This is a genomic window from Levilactobacillus suantsaii, from assembly GCF_014069315.1.
Taxonomy (GTDB): domain Bacteria; phylum Bacillota; class Bacilli; order Lactobacillales; family Lactobacillaceae; genus Levilactobacillus; species Levilactobacillus suantsaii.
Genome location: NZ_CP059603.1, coordinates 1632397 through 1649120 on the forward strand (window position 1 = coordinate 1632397; position 16724 = coordinate 1649120).

Below are 16724 nucleotides of genomic sequence, written 5' to 3' on the forward strand. Positions count from 1 at the left end.
AGCAGCTTAACATTAAGAGGTGTTATTAGTCGGTGAATTTGGTATAGTGGCCGTGGATAGCCAAGAAGGGTTACCACGAGAGGAAGAGAATTGATGAGTAATCGCGACCACCAGCAGTCCGGGGGACCCCTGTTATCGACACTGCTCCCGGCCCAACCGTTAACGGATCACCAACGCACCTTAATGACCGAATTTTTGATGCTTGATGCGCTGCATCAGCGGCACCTATCCCGCCTGGAAGCGGCACTGGGACCATTGACTACGGCCCAATCTCAACGGCTCTTTTTCCAAGACATTCATGCCTTGGTGCACTTTCGCCACACCTTTTGGGGGTTAGTGGGGGATTTCTTAACAGCTGAGACCGATCTCAAGTATCAGTTGGCTTTCTGGGAAGGGACCTCCCACCGCAAACAGGTTTTCGACCGCCGCGACTTGTCTCAGCTCCATTCAACGCGTATCACCCAGGGCTGTCTGGTTGAAACGCTCAATTACCGGGCTCTCAATTGTCGCGTTCGTCGTACCTATACCGTGAACGGTCACCATCTCTATTGGGAACAAAATGACTTTACGCAAGCGGGGCAGCCTGTCGCTTGGGTCGACGGGTTGATGGCCCTGCAGCGTGAACTAGAGCCCAAAGCGGCTTGGCTCCAACAAGGCATCTTACGCATCGTGGATTACACGTAAGCTGACTTAAACGAGCAATAAGTGCCCGTTAGACGCACAAAAGACGCGATTGACCAGTTGTAGCTGGGTCAGTCGCGTCAGTTGTTTGAGGCGGAAAAAGGGTTCGGCAGGACCTTTGCTAGGGCTTGGGCCACCGTGGTAATGTCACCGCGTTGCAAATCGTGACTGGTCACGATGATGACGTTACGGGGATGCCCCGACAACGGAATGGTCTGCCAAATCTGTTGGTCAATGACGTAGATGGTGGCTGCATCGAGCGTCAAGTTCCAATGATGTTCAGCGTGGACTTGTTGGGCGGGCAGATGCAAGGCTGCTGCGAGTTGCTGACAGAAGTGATCGATTAAAGCGGCGTCGACGATGGCGTTGCCGGTCAGGGTAGGTTGATATTTGCCGCTACGAATATCACCCACCACCTTGATTTCAGGCATAGGCGGATTCCTCCATTACGAGATATGCCTCATTTTAGCATAGGTCACGGCGCGTCTCGCGACTGGTAGGGAAGCTTAGCGAAACTTTAAATGAAAAGGACGCATTCTTTTTTAAGTTAATTATTTAATCCTATTGGATAATTAGGTAGCCGACAATCAGTTGGAGACTCCCCGACAGGACCAAGCGGTAGGGCCCCTTTAAATGGCGTTGTAACCACCAGTGGATCCCGGTGAGGACGATGGCGATGAGACTTTGCCAGGAAAAGGCCAAAATAAGGGTGACCAGAGCGAAACCAATTAGGGCAATGAGCGTGAGGCGCCAGTCGTGCGGCTCAGGAAAGTAGTAGGCCGCGAAAAATGCAAAGTAGCTGGCCACGATGGGGACCAGAGTCAGCAAGAACTGACTAGAGAGGTAATGATTGCGTAAAAAGAACAGGATGACTGGCACCCCTACGCCGGCTAAGCAGCTGAAGACCACCAGACCATAGCCTGATTGGAGGCCTAACTGCGGAATCGTGGTCAAGACTAAAAAGATGCATAGGAGCAAGGCGAAGAGTTGGACCAGGTGGTTGTTCGGGGCGGCCAGGATGCCAAAGGTAGCGGCACCGACGACCAAGAGTGGCCCCAGTGAGGAACTAAACCGGTGGCGCAGAATCAGAAAATAGCCCGCGGCCAATAAAGCGCCGTAGCCCACCAGGCAAAGTTTAACAATCCAAGTTAGGGCGTGACCGGTCGAAGTCGTGGCCCCGGCTAGCCACCAAAGTAGGTTTTGACAAATGGTAAATAGAACAAGTTGTTGGACGGTCCGATTGCGGACTAACGCCGTCAGATAGGTCATGGAATCGCTCCATTTCAGTATAGTTAAAGTTATCTTTTATCATAGTGTTTGTGACCGGTGGGGTCAACGGCAACGGCGAGATTTCGCTGAGTAAACTTTGTGGGTCACCCTGATTTATGGTAAACTACTTAAGTTATGAGTCAATTCCCGATAGGATTCACGCACACGTGAAGCTGCCTTGTAACCAGAACGACGTCGAGATTATCGGTCAACTCGGACGTTCACTATATCTAGGGGGAATATTCCATTGCAAGAAAGACATTTATTTACTTCAGAATCTGTTTCTGAAGGCCATCCAGATAAGATTGCCGATCAGATTAGTGACGCGATTCTGGATGCGTTACTGGCCCAAGATCCCGATTCACGGGTCGCCTGTGAGACTTCGGTCACCACAGGGTTAGTGTTAGTTTTTGGTGAAATTTCGACCAAGGCCTACGTTGATATTCAAAAGGTCGTCCGCGACACCATCAAAGAGATTGGGTACACGGACGGTAAGTACGGCTTCGATGGTGATAACTGTGCCGTCTTAGTCGCGATTGATGAACAATCGCCTGATATTGCGCAGGGGGTCGATGACTCCTTGGAAACACGGGAGGGCGACGCTGATCCGCTGGACCAAATTGGTGCCGGCGACCAGGGCCTGATGTTTGGGTACGCTGTGAATGAGACGCCCCAGTACATGCCCCTGCCGATTACGTTAAGTCACGCCTTGATGCGCCGGATTGCTAAGTTGCGTAAAGACGGGACGATTCCTTACTTACGGCCGGATGCTAAGGCTGAAGTGACGGTCGAATACGACGACAATGACAAGCCCACGCGGGTGGACACGGTCGTTTTGAGTACCCAGCATGATCCCGACGTAACGTTGGACCAGATTCGCCACGACGTGATTGAACAGGTGGTCAAGGCAACGATTCCAGCACAACTGTTGGATGACAAGACCAAATACTTCATCAATCCAACTGGCCGGTTTGTCATCGGAGGTCCCCAAGGGGATGCCGGTTTGACTGGCCGGAAGATCATCGTGGATACTTATGGTGGAGCGGCTCGTCACGGTGGTGGTGCGTTCTCCGGTAAGGATGCCACCAAGGTGGACCGGTCCGCAAGCTATGCCGCCCGGTACATCGCTAAGAACATCGTGGCCGCAGGCTTTGCACAAAAGTGTGAAGTCCAATTAGCCTACGCCATTGGGGTGGCTGAACCCGTCTCCGTGTCCATCGACACTTTCGAGACTGGTACGGTGGCCGAAAGCAAGTTGGCGGCGGCCGTCCGGCAGATTTTTGATCTCCGCCCAGCCGGAATCATTCAGATGTTGGACTTGAAGCGCCCCATCTACAAGCAGACGGCGGCGTATGGTCACTTTGGCCGGACCGACATCGATTTGCCGTGGGAACACCTCGACAAGGTCGACGCGCTGAAAGCGGCTTTGAAATAATTTAAGTGAAGCACAACAGGTAACGGGATTTTCTGCCGAGTGGCGGGAAATCCCGTTTTTCGTTTGCCGCGGAATCTCGGCTAACCTTTCGTGAGATTAAGATTTGATGAAAATCGGCTTGACATTTTTCTCATCAAGATTTAATCTAAAACACATCAATCGCAAACCAAACTTAACGTTGATGGAGACAGTCAGAAAATAGACCTGGAATCAGCGACTCCCGTTTGATGTGAGGGGATCCAGATCTTTTCGTGATGATCACTCCGGAGCAAACTGTGGTGAAAGTAAGTAGCCGCACTGGTCGCACCCATTATCCTGCTAGCGTATCGCCCTGTGGCCGTACGTGAAGAGCGGCGGCCTCATAATGGGCCGCAATGAAGGTGGTACCGCGCGGAAGCGTCCGTAGTCTTAGTGAGAACTGGGCTAAGGGCGCTTTTTGACGTTAAGCCGGCGTTGACGAGCGAGATTAAGGAGGGATTGTCGATGAGCAAACGAATCGTAATGGGACTAATGGGGGTGGCACTCGTGATTAGCGGCTTGGCTGGCTGTGGCAAAACGAGCGAAGCGTCACAGAATAAGGCACTTAACGTGACCATTCCGTCTGAGTTACAAACGGCCGACCCGAATAAGGCGACCGACGCCTATTCGTTTTACATGATGAAACAGACCACGGAAGGCCTGTACCGCCTTAATAATCAAGGGAAAGTGGTGCCAGGAATGGCGACTAAGGTGGTCAAGCCGACCAATCATGGTAAGACTTACACCTTTAATTTGCGGCATAATGCTAAATGGAGTAACGGTGATACCGTGACGGCCCAGGACTTCGTCACGTCCTTCCGCCGGCAGGTTGACCCGACCACTAAGGCGCAATACGCCAACCGCTTCGCTTCATTTTTGAACTACGCCGCCGTGCAGTCAGGGAAGAAACAGCCCTCGGCGTTAGGAGTCAAAGCTTTGGGTCGCTATAAGCTTCAAGTGACGCTGAGTAAGATGAACCCGTCGTTCAATTACGAAGCGGCCACCGAATACTTGCCGGTGAATCGGCGTTTGGTCAAAAAGTACGGGTCGAAGTACGGGACCAACGCTAACCGGGTGGCTGCCAACGGGCCGTATGTTTTGAAAAACTGGAACGGCACGAAGACCAGTTGGCGTTACGTCAAGAACACCAAGTATTACGGGGCTAAGAGCGTAAAACTCAAGCGCATCAACGTCCAGGTAACGAAGGACGCATCGACAGCTGAGAAACTCTTCGCTTCGGGGAAAGTCCAAGAAACGCAAATCAGTGGGACTACTATCGCTGGGGTCGCCAACAACGCCAAGCTGAAGAGCCAGATGCGTAAGACGCTGACCACGGCCGTGACCCTACAGTACTTTAATCCTAAGAGTAAACTCGGCGCTAACGCGGACTTCCGGAAGGCGGCCAATGTGGCTTTGGACCGTGAGCAATTGACCAAGAAAGTCAATCAGGACGGATCGAAGCCGTTACTGAACTTGGTTGCGAAGGGGGTGACCACGGACCCGAACAACGGTAAGGACTTTGCGGTCAGTACCGGGAACTACACCAAACATAACGATGCGTTGGCCAAGCGGTTGTGGGCCAAGGCAAAGAAGGCCCTTGGGGGTGGCTCACAAAGCATTACCTTGCTGACGAACGATTCCGACGGCACCAAGAACGTGGCCGAATACATCCAGAGTCAATGGCAAAAGGATATGCCGGGGCTGACGGTCCACATTACCTCGCTTCCGTTACAGCAACAGATTAGCAGGATGTTCAAGCAGAACTTTGACGTTTCGATGTTTGGCTGGACCGGGGATGAACCAGATCCCACCACGGATTTGGATTTGTTCATGAAGGGCAACTCCATCAACTTCGGAAACTACGTCGACACCAAGTACAACCGGTTGATGACGAAAGCCAGCACCGAGACCAACGCCAAGCAACGAATGACCCTGTTGAAACAAGCGAACCGCCGAGCGATGCAGGTGGGCATCTTCAACCCTATCTACCAGCAGTCCAGTGTCAGCTTGGTCAGCAAGAAGGTTGGGGGGATTCACTACTCAACTTACAGTGTGTCGGCCCAGTACCGCTACGCTTATTGGAAATAGAGAAAGGAAGTTATGATTAAATGTCATCGTTAGCAACTGCCGTGACAGCGGCGTTAGCGGCCGATACCGATCGCCTAGCCGCGTATTTACACCTGCAGACCGTTTCGGCGCAGCATAAACAAATTCCTGAAACGGTTGCCTTCTTAAACCGGGCCTTTCAAGAATTAGGTGCTCAAGTTCAAATCTGGCGCGATGTTCCCGGGAGTAACCCGTTCGTCTTCGCTACTTTTGCGGCCGGCCCGACCGGTAACGCCCACAAAACAGTGCTTTTTTATAACCACTACGACGTCCAACCGCCGGAGCCATTGGCGGAGTGGCAAAGTGACCCGTTCACCTTGACGACACGGAACGGCCAATACGTGGCTCGGGGCATCGCCGACGATAAGGGTGAATTGATGGCCCGGTTATCAGCAATTAAGGCTCTGCAACAAAGTGGTGGCTTGCCGTGTAACTTGAAGTTTGTGGTCGAAGGCGAAGAGGAGATTGGCAGTCCCCATATTCCACAGATGACCCAACAACACGCCGCCGACCTCACCGCCGATGCGTTGATTTGGGAGACCGGGGGCAAAGACACGGCAGATAATTTTCAAGTGACCTGTGGGGCAAAGGGTATCCTGTGTCTCGAACTCAGTGTGACCACGGCCGATAAGGACCTACACTCGTCGCAAGCTGCGTATGCCGATAACGCCGCCTGGCGCTTGACCCAGGCCTTAGCTTCGCTAAGAGGGCCACAAAACCAAATCAAAGTCGCCGGGTTTACTCAAGCCATTCGGCCATTAACGAAAACGGAACGGCAGGCCGTGGCGGCGATGCCCCTTGATACGGCTACGCTAAAGGCCGAATTTGGACTAAAACGCCCCCTGATTCACGCTGACCCGGTCACCGAACTGGTCAACGGCACGACCATGACCATCAACGGTTTGTCGAGTGGTTACGAAGGCCCCGGGGTCAAAACGGTGATCCCTAAGACTGCCACGGCCAAGGTTGATTGTCGCTTGGTTCCGGACCAGGACCCGCACGAATTGGCCGATTTAATCACGGCCCAACTCCAGCAAAACGGGTACGGCGACGTCCAAGTTAACGTGCTTTTAGGTGAAGCGCCGTTTCGCTCGGACCTTAGCGCACCGTTCGTGCAGACCGCCGTGGCGGTGGCCCACACCGTGTATGGTGACCAGGTTCGCTTGGTGCCCAACATGGCGGGGACGGGGCCGCAAGCGCCGTTTTTCAAGGCGCTTCACGCGCCACTGATTGCCGTGGGTAGCACTTGGGCCGGGTCGGGGCCCCACGCGCCTAACGAAAACGTGCGAATCGCCGACTATCAACAGGGAACCCTTTACACCGCCAAGTTACTAGCGGCTTTTGGCGCCGAAGCATAAATAAAATTCTGAAAATGGGGCTGGACTTGATTGTCCGGGCCCATTTTTGGCTAGTGGTGGATTGGGACTTGAATTTTTAACCAGAAGCCCGGATAATTAGAAGCGGTTTATAATCGACCTGGGGAGTAGCAACAGGCTACTCAGAAACGTTGAGTGGTTGGGCCAACGCATTGGAGGATTCTCGAATTGAATAAGCAACAAACTAACGTTGGTATCGTCACTGGGGCGGTGTTTGTCGCCACTTTTATGTCCGCCATCGAAGGCACCATCGTTTCGACGGCGATGCCGACCATTGTGGGGGACCTGCACGGCGTAGCGCTGATGAACTGGGTCTTCTCAATCTTTCTGTTGACCAACGCGTTGGCAACCCCGATTTACGGGAAACTGGCCGATACGGTGGGGCGGAAGTCCGTCTTTTTGGTCGGCTTGGCCATTTTTATCATTGGGTCAACGATGTCTGGGTTATCTCAGAATATGGGGACCTTGATTGCTTGGCGGGCCTTACAAGGGATTGGCGCTGGCGCTATCATGCCGGTGTCGTTTACGATTCTGGCGGATATTTACCCGGTCGAAAAGCGGGCCCGAGTCATGGGCCTAAATGGGTCGGCCTGGGGCATTGCCGCCGTGGTGGCCCCGTTATTGGGGGGATTCATCGTCGACCAGATGAGTTGGCACTGGATTTTCTTCATTAACATTCCGATTGGGCTTTTGACTATGGGCCTGATTTGGGCGTTCCTCAACGAAACTACCGAACGCAAGGCCTTTACCATGGACTGGGGCGGGTGCCTCTGGTTATCACTAGGCCTGCTGAGTTTATTACTGACCTTTCAACTGTTGGGGGATGGCCAGTTAGGACTGATCTGGGTCATCGTGGGACTCGTGGTCACAGTCGTGGCCTTTTACCTCTTCTGGCGTCAGGAGAAGCGGACAGCCGACCCGCTGATTCCACTGTCGTTATTTAAGAACCGGACGTTCGTGGTGCAAAACTTGATTGCGGCGTTGGTCAGCGGATTCATCATGGGCTTTGAAGTCTATTTACCGACTTGGACGCAAGGCCTGCTGGGCTTACGCGCTTCGCTAGCCGGCTTTGCGATTACCCCCAGTTCATTGATGTGGATTGTGGGGTCGTTCATCGCGGGTCGCCTAATGGTTGAGCATTCGCCGTACAGTATCGTCAACATCAGTTTGACGTTTGTGCTGGTTGGTGGCTTGGCGATGGCATTGGCACCAGCAACGACGCCGTTTTGGACTTTCTTCGTGATAGCCGCTATCTGTGGGACTGGCTTTGGGATTACCATCACCACCACCACAGTCACTGTGCAAAGTAAGGTCTCTTCAGACGAGGTCGGTGTGGCGACGTCGTTCAACACCTTGTCCCGGACGTTGGGACAAACTATCATGGTCGCCATCTTGGGGATTATCATGAACGTCGCCATGGCTAAGGGAGTCGCGACGCATTCGGCAGCCTCGATGGGGATGATGAACCAACTGATCAACCCACAAACGGCCCAGGACCTTCCGGCTAAGCTCATGCCAATGTTGCATGGTATCCTGTATCAGGGATTGCACGCTATCTTTATCGCTGGCGTCCTCGTGATTGTCATTGCTTACTTAGCCAACGCGTTAGACCGGCATTCAGGGGAACGATCCGCACCCAACGGGGGTAATTAGTCCCGTTTTGACGAAATTTACGTTATAATTAAAGGTAACCGTTATTGGAAGCGAGTGGAGGCGATAGCATGTTTGAAAGTAATCACGCGCGGTATGCCAGCTACGGGACCGTGGCCGTTTTACCGGGAGAAATGATCGATGTTGTTTGGCAAATCATCGACCGGGATCTTCAGGGCCTGTTCCCGCTAGCTAACTTACTCACGTTTAAGCTGCATAATAATCAGGGCCAGACGACCTTCGAATACGTCCAGCAAGGTGACCAAGATGTCGCGCTGCGTGCCGATTTTGATACCCGTTACGCTTATCACCCGAGCTTGCCCGACACGGTCTTAGCTTACGACGATGGTGAAAGCCAGATTATCTTGTTACCTTCAGAAACGGCGGGGCGGGACTAATCCGCTCGGTATAACAACTTAGAATGCAACCTAAAGAGAGGACCGCTTTTACTTTGCCAGACGGCAGCGTAAAAGTGGTCCTCATTTTTAGTCGACCACAAAAAAACCGGGCCAGGCCCGGTTTTGAATGTCGTCAGTTAAATTTAAACGGTCGTGTCGACCCGAATGCTCTTCAAGGCATCGTCGATTTGTCCTAGAACGATGTCGATGTTACCTGGAGTCTCCAGGTCGTATTTTTGCAAGTCAATCTTGATCTTAGGGCTGACGTCGTAATCGTCATACCAGCCCTTGTACGCCGTCCACATCTTTTTGTAGTAGGCTTCCAGCGTGGGGTTGTTGTCGAATTGTTCGTAATCCCGCCCCCGCTTCTTGATGCGGTGGAGGATCGTATCAAAGTCAGCATCGGCGTAAACCAGCAGGTCTGGGGCCTTCTTGGGCAGGTCGTTCAACTCGTTCATCATGTTGTCGAGCAGGTTGAGGTAGACTTCCAATTCGGTATCCGTGATGTTACCTTCCGCGTTGTTTTCCCGCGTGAAGAGGGCGTCTTCGTAGATGGACCGGTCCAAAACGTTGTTGTTATCTGCCAGCGCCCGCTTAATCATGCTAAAGCGCTTGTTGAGAAAGTAGATTTGCAACAAGAACCCGTATTGCTTGGGGTTCTTGTAGTAAAGTGGTAACACTGGGTTATCACCGACCGGTTCGAAAAATGCTTGTGTGTTTAAATGTTCGGCAATTTTGCCTGTAAGCGTCGTTTTACCGACCCCAATCATTCCTGCTGTAATTATCACCATGATAGCCCCTCTTTTATTAGAAATACAAGATATAGTGTACTATAAGTTATTATCTTTGACCAGACCACAACATGTATTGTGGTGAATTTTTGCTAAAATTCTGATGTTCTCCGCTTAAGCAGGGGCGCGACGCTGGTAGCGATTGAGGATCGCGGCCAATTTTGGTCACCGTGTTAGTCACGCAGCGTCGGCCTACTAAACGGGCCTTATTAAGTCTAACCTTTCACGGCACAAAGTCAATATGATTTCGAGGAGAAAAATCAGGAAGGCGATTTCAAGTTTGGCGTCTAGCTGAGAGACTAAAACCGGCTGGACCACCAAAAGATGTGGCCCAGCCGGTTAACGAAAAATTGCGGATGCAAATAATAAATTAGAAATTAAGCGGTGTGGTCAGAACCTTGCCGCCGAGCCTTTTGGTTGACCCGCAAATGCCACAGCAAGAAGCCCACGCCAATAATCAGGGCTAACCAAGACCACACGATTAAATCAGCGTAGAAGCCCACGTCGGCCAAGCCGATGATCCAGGCTAAGATCAACATGATGCAGGTGGCAATGTCGCCGCTTAAACGCACGGATTTACGGGTGGCCAAGTAGACGATACCGCTGGCCAGGTAGAAGACGGCAACCATTAAGCCCGCTGAACCGGATGAATGGTTCCCGGCCGCCAAGGCGTCACCAATCCCCACAATTGATGATTGAACCAAAATAAAGACGGACAATAAAATCATTAAAATTCCCATGACTAACTTTGTTGTTTTCAAAAAAACAACCTCCTCTAGTAATCCAGCTTTTAACGTCTGCAGGTTTAGACGGGCCCCGGAAATGGACGGCCCGGTGAAAGGGCGTGACGCCGCTCACCGGGCCTTACTTACATTTTGTAACTGCTTTATAAATTATTCAATACTTTTTTGAAAGAATAGTTTTTCTTTCATTTATTTAACGATATTTGTAAAAATCAAAGTAACTTACAATGCAGAGCACGATGTGTTGGTAAGGGGGCCGGCTTGGCTCTACTGAGATAATATTGAAGTTTCACCAAGTGTTGTATAATGAAAGCGTTGACTACTTTTGATTTGGAGGGAATTTAATGGAGCGAGCAGTTGTTTTTTTCGACTTGGATGGCACACTCTTTGATGAAGAGAAGAATGTCCTGCCAAGTAGTATTGCCGCAATTAAACAAATGAAGACGCAAAACGTCTTACCGGTCATCGCGACGGGCCGGAATATCTTTGAAATTCAATATGTCTTGGACGCCACGGGCATCGATGACGTGGTCAGTGCTAACGGCAGTTATGTCCAGTATCAGGGCAAAAAGCTTTCCGCAGCGGTGATTCCCCAAAAGACGCTGACGGCGATTACTGCCTTTGCCAAAGAGCAGGGTGATCCACTGGGCTACTTTAACAACCGCGGCTTTCGGTTGAGCCAGGCGACAGATGACACGCGGGAGAACTTTAAACTCTTACGGTTGAATGCCGTGGTCGACCCAGAATGGTACCAGACCCAAGACATTAACTTTCTAAACGTCTTTAACCGCGATAAGGTCAAGTTGTACCAGCAACACTTTGCGGGTCAGTTGAGCTTCGTCCGGAACAATCCGCGGGCCCTCGATACCATGGTGACGGGCGTGAACAAGCAGACCGGGATTCGGACCTTCTTACGGGAAGCCCACCTGGAAGATGCCAAGACCTATGCCTTTGGCGATGGCTTGAACGACTTGCAGATGTTCGATGAGGTCGATGTGCCGATTTCGATGGGTAACGGGGTCGCCCGGGCCAAGGAAAAGGCCGCTTATGTGACGGCAACGAACCTGGAAGACGGCATCGTCAAAGGGCTACGGCACTTTGATTTGATTGCCGATTAGGGTTGATGATTATCTCGGACTAAAAAAGCGAGTTTCCCAAGATTTGCTGTCTTGGGAAACTCGCTTTTGGTCGTAATCAGCTAAAAGTTTAATCTAAATGTTGTTGGATATTTGCCAAAGTAACCTGAGCCGTATCGGCAAAGACCATGTCGGCGGCACTCAGTTCACTGGCGTCACCGATGCCCAGTGACGTTTCGCCGGCTGCGTTGATGGCTTGGACCCCAGCGGCCGCATCCTCCAGACCGATGCATTGCGCCGGGTCTAAGTTCAAGAGTTGGGCCCCCTTGGTGTAGATTTCAGGATCCGGCTTGCCGTGGGTCAGGCTGGCCGGGTCGACGATTTCTGGGAAGTAGTCAGTTAATCCCAGTTTATCTAAGACCCGGGGGGCGTTCTTAGAGGCAGAGGCCAGGGACAATTTGTAGCCCTTGGCGCGGAGGTCATCCAAGAAAGCTTGCATGCCCGGTAAGATGTTGGCGGGAGTCATCTTGTCGACTTCGGCCACGTAGTTAGTGTTTTTCTTAGTCGCCAAAGCTTCTTTTTGGGCGGGCGTGTAGTTGTTTTCAATCCGGCCCGCTTTTAGGATCATTTCCAGAGAATCCATGCGGCTAATGCCCTTCAAGCCATCGGCCAATTCCTTGGTCCAGGTGACTCGCAGGTCGTTGGCCAGTTGGTGCCAAGCGTTGCCGTGCAGGACGGAGGTGTCGGTGATGACCCCGTCTAAGTCGAAAACGAACCCTTTGATATCTGCAAATTTAGTCATAATCAAACACTCCTTAACGGTTTAGTAGGTAATTTTGACGGGCTTCTTGGCGGTCAACGTGACCGGCTTGCCCAAAATGTCGATGGTACTGTTCTGGTCGGCCGTCACTTGAATCTGGTGGTGGTCGATGGTGAAGTCGTAGGTGATGCCGCGAACGAGTTGCTTAAAGTGCAACGCTTGCCAAGCCTGCGGCAGCCGCGGATTGACGGTCAACTGCGGGGCCAAAACGTCGACACCGGCATAGTAACGCGTGGACATCAGGGTCACGGCGCCCATGACACCTAAGTGAATGCCTTCGGCCGTGGTCCCGCCCTGGATATCGTAGTAGTCGGAGAACAGGGCTTGTGAGAACAGGCGCCAGGATTGGTCCATTTGGCCGGCCATGGCGGTCAACGCGGCGTAAACGATCCGCGACAGCGTCGACCCGTGGGTGGTGCGGTCCAAATAGAATTGTAGGTTACGACTCAACGCTCGTGGTGGCAGATGATAACCCAGTTGTTTGAGCAGGCCCAAGACTTGGGTGGCGTCCAGGTTGTAGAAGACCATCAGCGCATCGGCTTGCTTAGCAACCTGATAAGCGTCCGGGGTCTTACCCTCGGCCTTTAAAATCCGGTCCATCCGGGCGATGTCACCGTATTTCTTGTGGTACTTGGCAAAGTCTAGAGCGGGCAATTTGAAGTAGCCTTCGAACTGGCCGATGATGCCCTCATCGTTAATATCGAGCTTGAGGTGTTGGCCGACTTGTTCAAGTTGCTTGAGGGTCGCCGCAGTAAAGTCGGTCTTTTGGTCGATCTTGGCGACGTCTTTGGCGGCTAACGCTTCACGGGAACGTACGATTTGCTGGAATAACCAGGCCACCATGAGATTGGTGTAGGCATTGTTGGCCAGCCCGGTCGTGTCGGCATTCGGGTAATTTTCGTGAAATTCGTCGGGGCCCATGACCTGGTCGATGGTGTAACGATGGTCCTGGTCGTCGAGCTTGGCTTTACTGAGCCAGAACTGGGCGATTTCTTGCAGCATCTCCAAGCCATAACGAGTCATGAAGTCTTGGTCGTTGGTCAAACGGACGTACATGATGACATTGTACGCGATGGCTAACGACACGTGACGTTGTAACGACGAGTAATCGGGGTCCCAGGTGTTGGTCAATGGGTTTAAATGGGTGACTTGTGACTGTTCGTCACCTTTCTCCCCGGATTGCCACGGGTACATGGCGCCCTTGAAGCCGGCATCCTTGGCGTTTTGCTTGGCGGCAGGCAACCGGCGGTAACGATACATCAGCAGTTGCCGGGCCAGTTGGGGGTCGTGTAAGGTGTAAATCGGTAAATCGAACATTTCATCCCAGAAGACGTGCCCCCGGTAGGCTTCCCCGTCTAGCCCGCGGGCGTTGACGGAAGCATCGATCTTGCCGGAACCGATGGCTTGGACGGCCGAGAACAGGTGATACAGGTTAACCCGCGTTAATTTTTGTGCGGTGATGTCGCCTGTGATCTGGATATCGGCGCCGGCCCAGCGTTTTTGCCAGTAAGCCGTACTCGATGCGAGGGTGTCGGCGAAAGTCGCGGCTTGAAGTTCTTTAGTGGCCGTGGGCATCAAGTCCGTCTTGGTTTCACGGTCGGTGAAGAAGACCACGTTTTTTTCAAAGGTGTAGGTCTGTTGCGGTGTCACATCGACCGAGCGCATCTGCCGGACACGCTGTTCGGCGTCGGGGCGGTCGTCCGTTGGGGCGGTCAAGGCTTCCCCAGGACCCGTCAAGTGGGAACCAAACGCGAACTTGACCTTGGACGAGCGGGTCTCGCCTTCCAGGTAGACGCTATCGGGTTGTTGGGCAGTCCCGGTGACCCGAATATGGCGTTGGTCGAAGGCCGAATAGCGGTCGACGTTGGCATTGATAACGCTACCATCGATTTCGGAATAGAGTTGGAGACTCCCGGCAAAGTTGAGGGGGGTCACCTGATAGCGAATCGATAGTCGGTGCCAATCTTTAAAGTTGGCGAGCTTGGTCGTTTGGATGCGCAGCGCGTGACCGGTCGACAGCTGGACCAGCAACGTCGTGGTCAATGCCCCGGTATGTAAGTCGAGGCTGCGATAGATATCCTGGATGTCACTAGCTTTGATTTGGAAGGGATTTTGATGATCCACGCCAAAGGTCAACGCCTGCGCGTTCGGCAAATTGACTAAATCTTCGTTGGTGACTTGTCGACCGTTTAAATTGGTAGTCAATTGGTCATAGAGGCCGGCGGTGTACATGCCGGGGTAGTTATCTTTATCGGCGTGGGCTTCGGTATACGCGCCGCGGACGCCGAAGAATCCGTTACCCACCGTCAGCATGGCTTCTTGACCGTAGTTACGCTTGCCCTGGTATTGGCCGTAGTAGTCTAGATGCCAAGTCAGGTAGTCGCGCTTGGTGGCCAGGGCCTGGGTCAAGCCGTGTTGGTCGACGGCTTGTTGGCTGACCACGGGGATGTTGAGCATGTTGGTGATGGCGAGGCCAATGTCGATGCGTTGGTGATTGATCCCCACGACCGTATCCGAGAACGGGTAACTTAGGGCGTTATCCACCACAGCGGCGTCGACGTCAAGACCGATTATCTTGAGCCGGAGGTTTTCCAAATTTTCGCCGATGGTCTGCTCGGCGTTATACGCAATGTTGAATTGGCGAGTGGGCGTGGCAGCCCGCTCGGGAGCGTAACTGACTTGTAACGCATCGTCTAAAACGTGAAGTGTAATAATTTTCAAAATCAAATCGTCTTCCTTTCTGTGTAGTATCGTCCGTCTATCCACTTTCAATTTTAGGCGTACCCTGGAAAAATGACAATTAATTCCTTAATATCCGGTAAAATTAACGGCCATTATAAATCCTTTTATAGCAAGGTTGCAACCGATTGCAGGCTATGAAACGGAAAGGCCCCGGGTGATTAGCAATTGTGTTAAGCACTCGGGGCCACAACCCGCATGGTGTTCAGCTTTTAATTGACAACGTTTAGTGGCGCGTCGCCACGTTCGACGCGGACCACGTTATCGGCCACGATTTGGGCCATCGCGTCGCGAGCTTCGACCGTTGCGTTCCCCACGTGTGGGGTAATGACGACGTTCTTTAGCGCTTTAAACCCGTCGTCAACTTGCGGTTCGGCTTCGTAAACATCGAGGGCCGCTCCCGCTAACTCGTTATTTTGTAGCGCCTTTAAGAGGGCGGCTTCGTCGATAATGGGCCCCCGAGCGGCGTTGATCAAATAAGCGGTGTCTTTCATGGCGGCGAAGGATTCAGCCGTCAACAGGTGGTGGGTCTCCGGCGTCAACGGGGCGTGGATGGTCAACACGTCACTACGCTTGATGACGTCGTCGAGTGGCAGGTAAGTGGCATTTAACGCCTGGGCCTGGTCGTTTGGTAAAGGCTTGCGTTGGTAGTACACGATGTCCATGTCAAAGGCAGCCAACCGCTTAGCCACGGCCTGACCGATTTGGCCCATGCCGATGATGCCTAAAGTTTTGCCGGCCAGTTGGTGTCCTAAGAAGAAGAGGGGGGCCCAACCGTCAAAGCCACTGGTCCGCATCAACTGGTCACCTTCGACCAGCCGGTGGGTCACCGCGAGGATCAAGCCCACGGCAACTTCGGCCGTCGACGTGGTGGAGACCTTCGGGGTGTTGGTGACGGGGATGTTCTTTTGACGCGCGTAGGCCACGTCGATGTTGTTGAAGCCAGCCCCATAGTTGGCGATGAGCTTCAAATCGGGGTCGGCATCAATGATGGTTTGGTCGACCTGCGTGGACAAGGGGGTAATCAGATAATCCTGTCCGACGATGCGTTTCTCTAATTCAGCCGGGGTGATTAACCCGCTCCCGGTATAGGTATCGACGGTCAATCCAGCCTGCTGCAGGATAGTTTGGGCTGCTTTGGGGATGGGGGCCGTCACAAGAACTTTGGCCATATGGGTCACTCCTTTGAAAGTTGGTTCATCTTCATTGTAACCGCTCACAGTAAAAATGCCAACGGGAAGTGACGCCAAAAGTGGGGCTGGCTTGCCCGCAAAAACTAAGGTACACTTTAAGCTGAATGAGATTAGAGAGGAGTTGCCCGCGGTGAAAATACTAGCGGCGAGTTTGATTACGGTGATCCCGGCTGGGCTGATTGGGGTGATCGTGTGGGTGATTCTAGCGCTACACCTGACTGGCTGGGTTCTGTGGAGTGTGGCCTTGGTTGGTTTGGTGCTGGGCACGCTGGTGAGTCTGGGCCTGTGGTGGGTCCTGTGGCCCCGGCCAGTGCCTGATGATCTGCGCGACGATGACGACCCTGATTCCCAAAATTAGCATAAAAAAAAGCCATTACGATAAGTCGCAATGGCCAAAGAGTAAGGTTACAACATAATTGGGGGATTATG

The 16724-nt window shown here is 52.6% G+C and carries 15 protein-coding genes and 1 riboswitch; of the genes, 8 read left to right on the plus strand and 7 right to left on the minus strand.

Going from position 1 to position 16724, the window contains the following annotated elements:
• The first annotated feature begins 93 nt into the window (after nucleotides 1-93).
• A complete protein-coding gene (locus tag H3M12_RS07580; protein ID WP_129033164.1) occupies nucleotides 94-684 on the plus strand; it encodes a hypothetical protein in 591 nt (196 codons plus the stop codon).
• A gap of 77 nt (nucleotides 685-761) precedes the next feature.
• On the opposite strand, the gene H3M12_RS07585 is transcribed toward H3M12_RS07580, so the two are convergent.
• Entirely contained in the window at nucleotides 762-1112 is a 351-nt protein-coding gene (locus H3M12_RS07585) for a hypothetical protein (RefSeq protein ID WP_182150586.1), read from the minus strand.
• Nucleotides 1113-1242: 130 nt separating this feature from the next.
• Nucleotides 1243-1950, minus strand: coding sequence for a hypothetical protein (locus H3M12_RS07590; protein ID WP_129033162.1), 708 nt, complete (start codon nucleotides 1948-1950; stop codon nucleotides 1243-1245).
• Between the two features lie 128 nt (nucleotides 1951-2078).
• Nucleotides 2079-2199: riboswitch (SMK box riboswitch) on the plus strand.
• On the opposite strand from H3M12_RS07590, the gene metK reads away from it, so the two are divergent.
• The 5 genes from metK to H3M12_RS07615 all read left to right on the plus strand — a co-directional run bounded on the left by metK (nucleotide 2198) and on the right by H3M12_RS07615 (nucleotide 8933).
• On the plus strand, nucleotides 2198-3385 hold the full coding sequence (metK, locus tag H3M12_RS07595; RefSeq protein ID WP_129033161.1) for a methionine adenosyltransferase: 1188 nt from the start codon (nucleotides 2198-2200) through the stop codon (nucleotides 3383-3385). (Overlaps the previous riboswitch by 2 nt.)
• A gap of 483 nt (nucleotides 3386-3868) precedes the next feature.
• Entirely contained in the window at nucleotides 3869-5491 is a 1623-nt protein-coding gene (locus H3M12_RS07600; protein WP_129033160.1) for a peptide ABC transporter substrate-binding protein, read from the plus strand.
• Between the two features lie 20 nt (nucleotides 5492-5511).
• Nucleotides 5512-6867: a M20/M25/M40 family metallo-hydrolase gene (locus tag H3M12_RS07605; RefSeq protein ID WP_129033159.1), complete on the plus strand. Its 1356-nt coding sequence runs from the start codon at nucleotides 5512-5514 to the stop codon at nucleotides 6865-6867.
• Nucleotides 6868-7053: 186 nt separating this feature from the next.
• On the plus strand, nucleotides 7054-8538 hold the full coding sequence (locus H3M12_RS07610) for an MDR family MFS transporter (RefSeq protein WP_182150587.1): 1485 nt from the start codon (nucleotides 7054-7056) through the stop codon (nucleotides 8536-8538).
• Nucleotides 8539-8606: 68 nt separating this feature from the next.
• On the plus strand, nucleotides 8607-8933 hold the full coding sequence (locus tag H3M12_RS07615; protein ID WP_129033157.1) for a DUF960 domain-containing protein: 327 nt from the start codon (nucleotides 8607-8609) through the stop codon (nucleotides 8931-8933).
• Nucleotides 8934-9076: 143 nt separating this feature from the next.
• On the opposite strand, the gene H3M12_RS07620 is transcribed toward H3M12_RS07615, so the two are convergent.
• Both H3M12_RS07620 and H3M12_RS07625 read right to left on the minus strand, forming a co-directional pair.
• Nucleotides 9077-9724: a deoxynucleoside kinase gene (locus tag H3M12_RS07620; RefSeq protein ID WP_129033156.1), complete on the minus strand. Its 648-nt coding sequence runs from the start codon at nucleotides 9722-9724 to the stop codon at nucleotides 9077-9079.
• Nucleotides 9725-10101: 377 nt separating this feature from the next.
• Complete coding sequence (locus tag H3M12_RS07625) at nucleotides 10102-10485, minus strand: hypothetical protein (protein ID WP_129033155.1); 384 nt, start codon at nucleotides 10483-10485, stop codon at nucleotides 10102-10104.
• A gap of 326 nt (nucleotides 10486-10811) precedes the next feature.
• Here H3M12_RS07625 and H3M12_RS07630 point away from each other — a divergent pair, with 326 nt between their 5' ends.
• Complete coding sequence (locus tag H3M12_RS07630) at nucleotides 10812-11585, plus strand: Cof-type HAD-IIB family hydrolase (RefSeq protein WP_129033154.1); 774 nt, start codon at nucleotides 10812-10814, stop codon at nucleotides 11583-11585.
• A gap of 88 nt (nucleotides 11586-11673) precedes the next feature.
• Here the strand turns inward: H3M12_RS07630 and pgmB are convergent, their stop codons facing one another.
• The 3 genes from pgmB to H3M12_RS07645 form a co-directional block, all read right to left on the minus strand.
• Complete coding sequence (gene pgmB, locus H3M12_RS07635; RefSeq protein WP_129033153.1) at nucleotides 11674-12345, minus strand: beta-phosphoglucomutase; 672 nt, start codon at nucleotides 12343-12345, stop codon at nucleotides 11674-11676.
• Nucleotides 12346-12366: 21 nt separating this feature from the next.
• Nucleotides 12367-15084 (minus strand): glycoside hydrolase family 65 protein, encoded by a 2718-nt coding sequence (locus H3M12_RS07640; RefSeq protein ID WP_129033152.1) that lies wholly within the window; start codon nucleotides 15082-15084, stop codon nucleotides 12367-12369.
• 230 nt (nucleotides 15085-15314) lie between these two features.
• Nucleotides 15315-16274, minus strand: coding sequence for a 2-hydroxyacid dehydrogenase family protein (locus H3M12_RS07645; RefSeq protein ID WP_182150588.1), 960 nt, complete (start codon nucleotides 16272-16274; stop codon nucleotides 15315-15317).
• 151 nt (nucleotides 16275-16425) lie between these two features.
• Between H3M12_RS07645 and H3M12_RS07650 the strand changes: the two genes are divergently transcribed.
• On the plus strand, nucleotides 16426-16653 hold the full coding sequence (locus H3M12_RS07650; RefSeq protein WP_129033151.1) for a hypothetical protein: 228 nt from the start codon (nucleotides 16426-16428) through the stop codon (nucleotides 16651-16653).
• The last annotated feature ends 71 nt before the right edge of the window (nucleotides 16654-16724 follow it).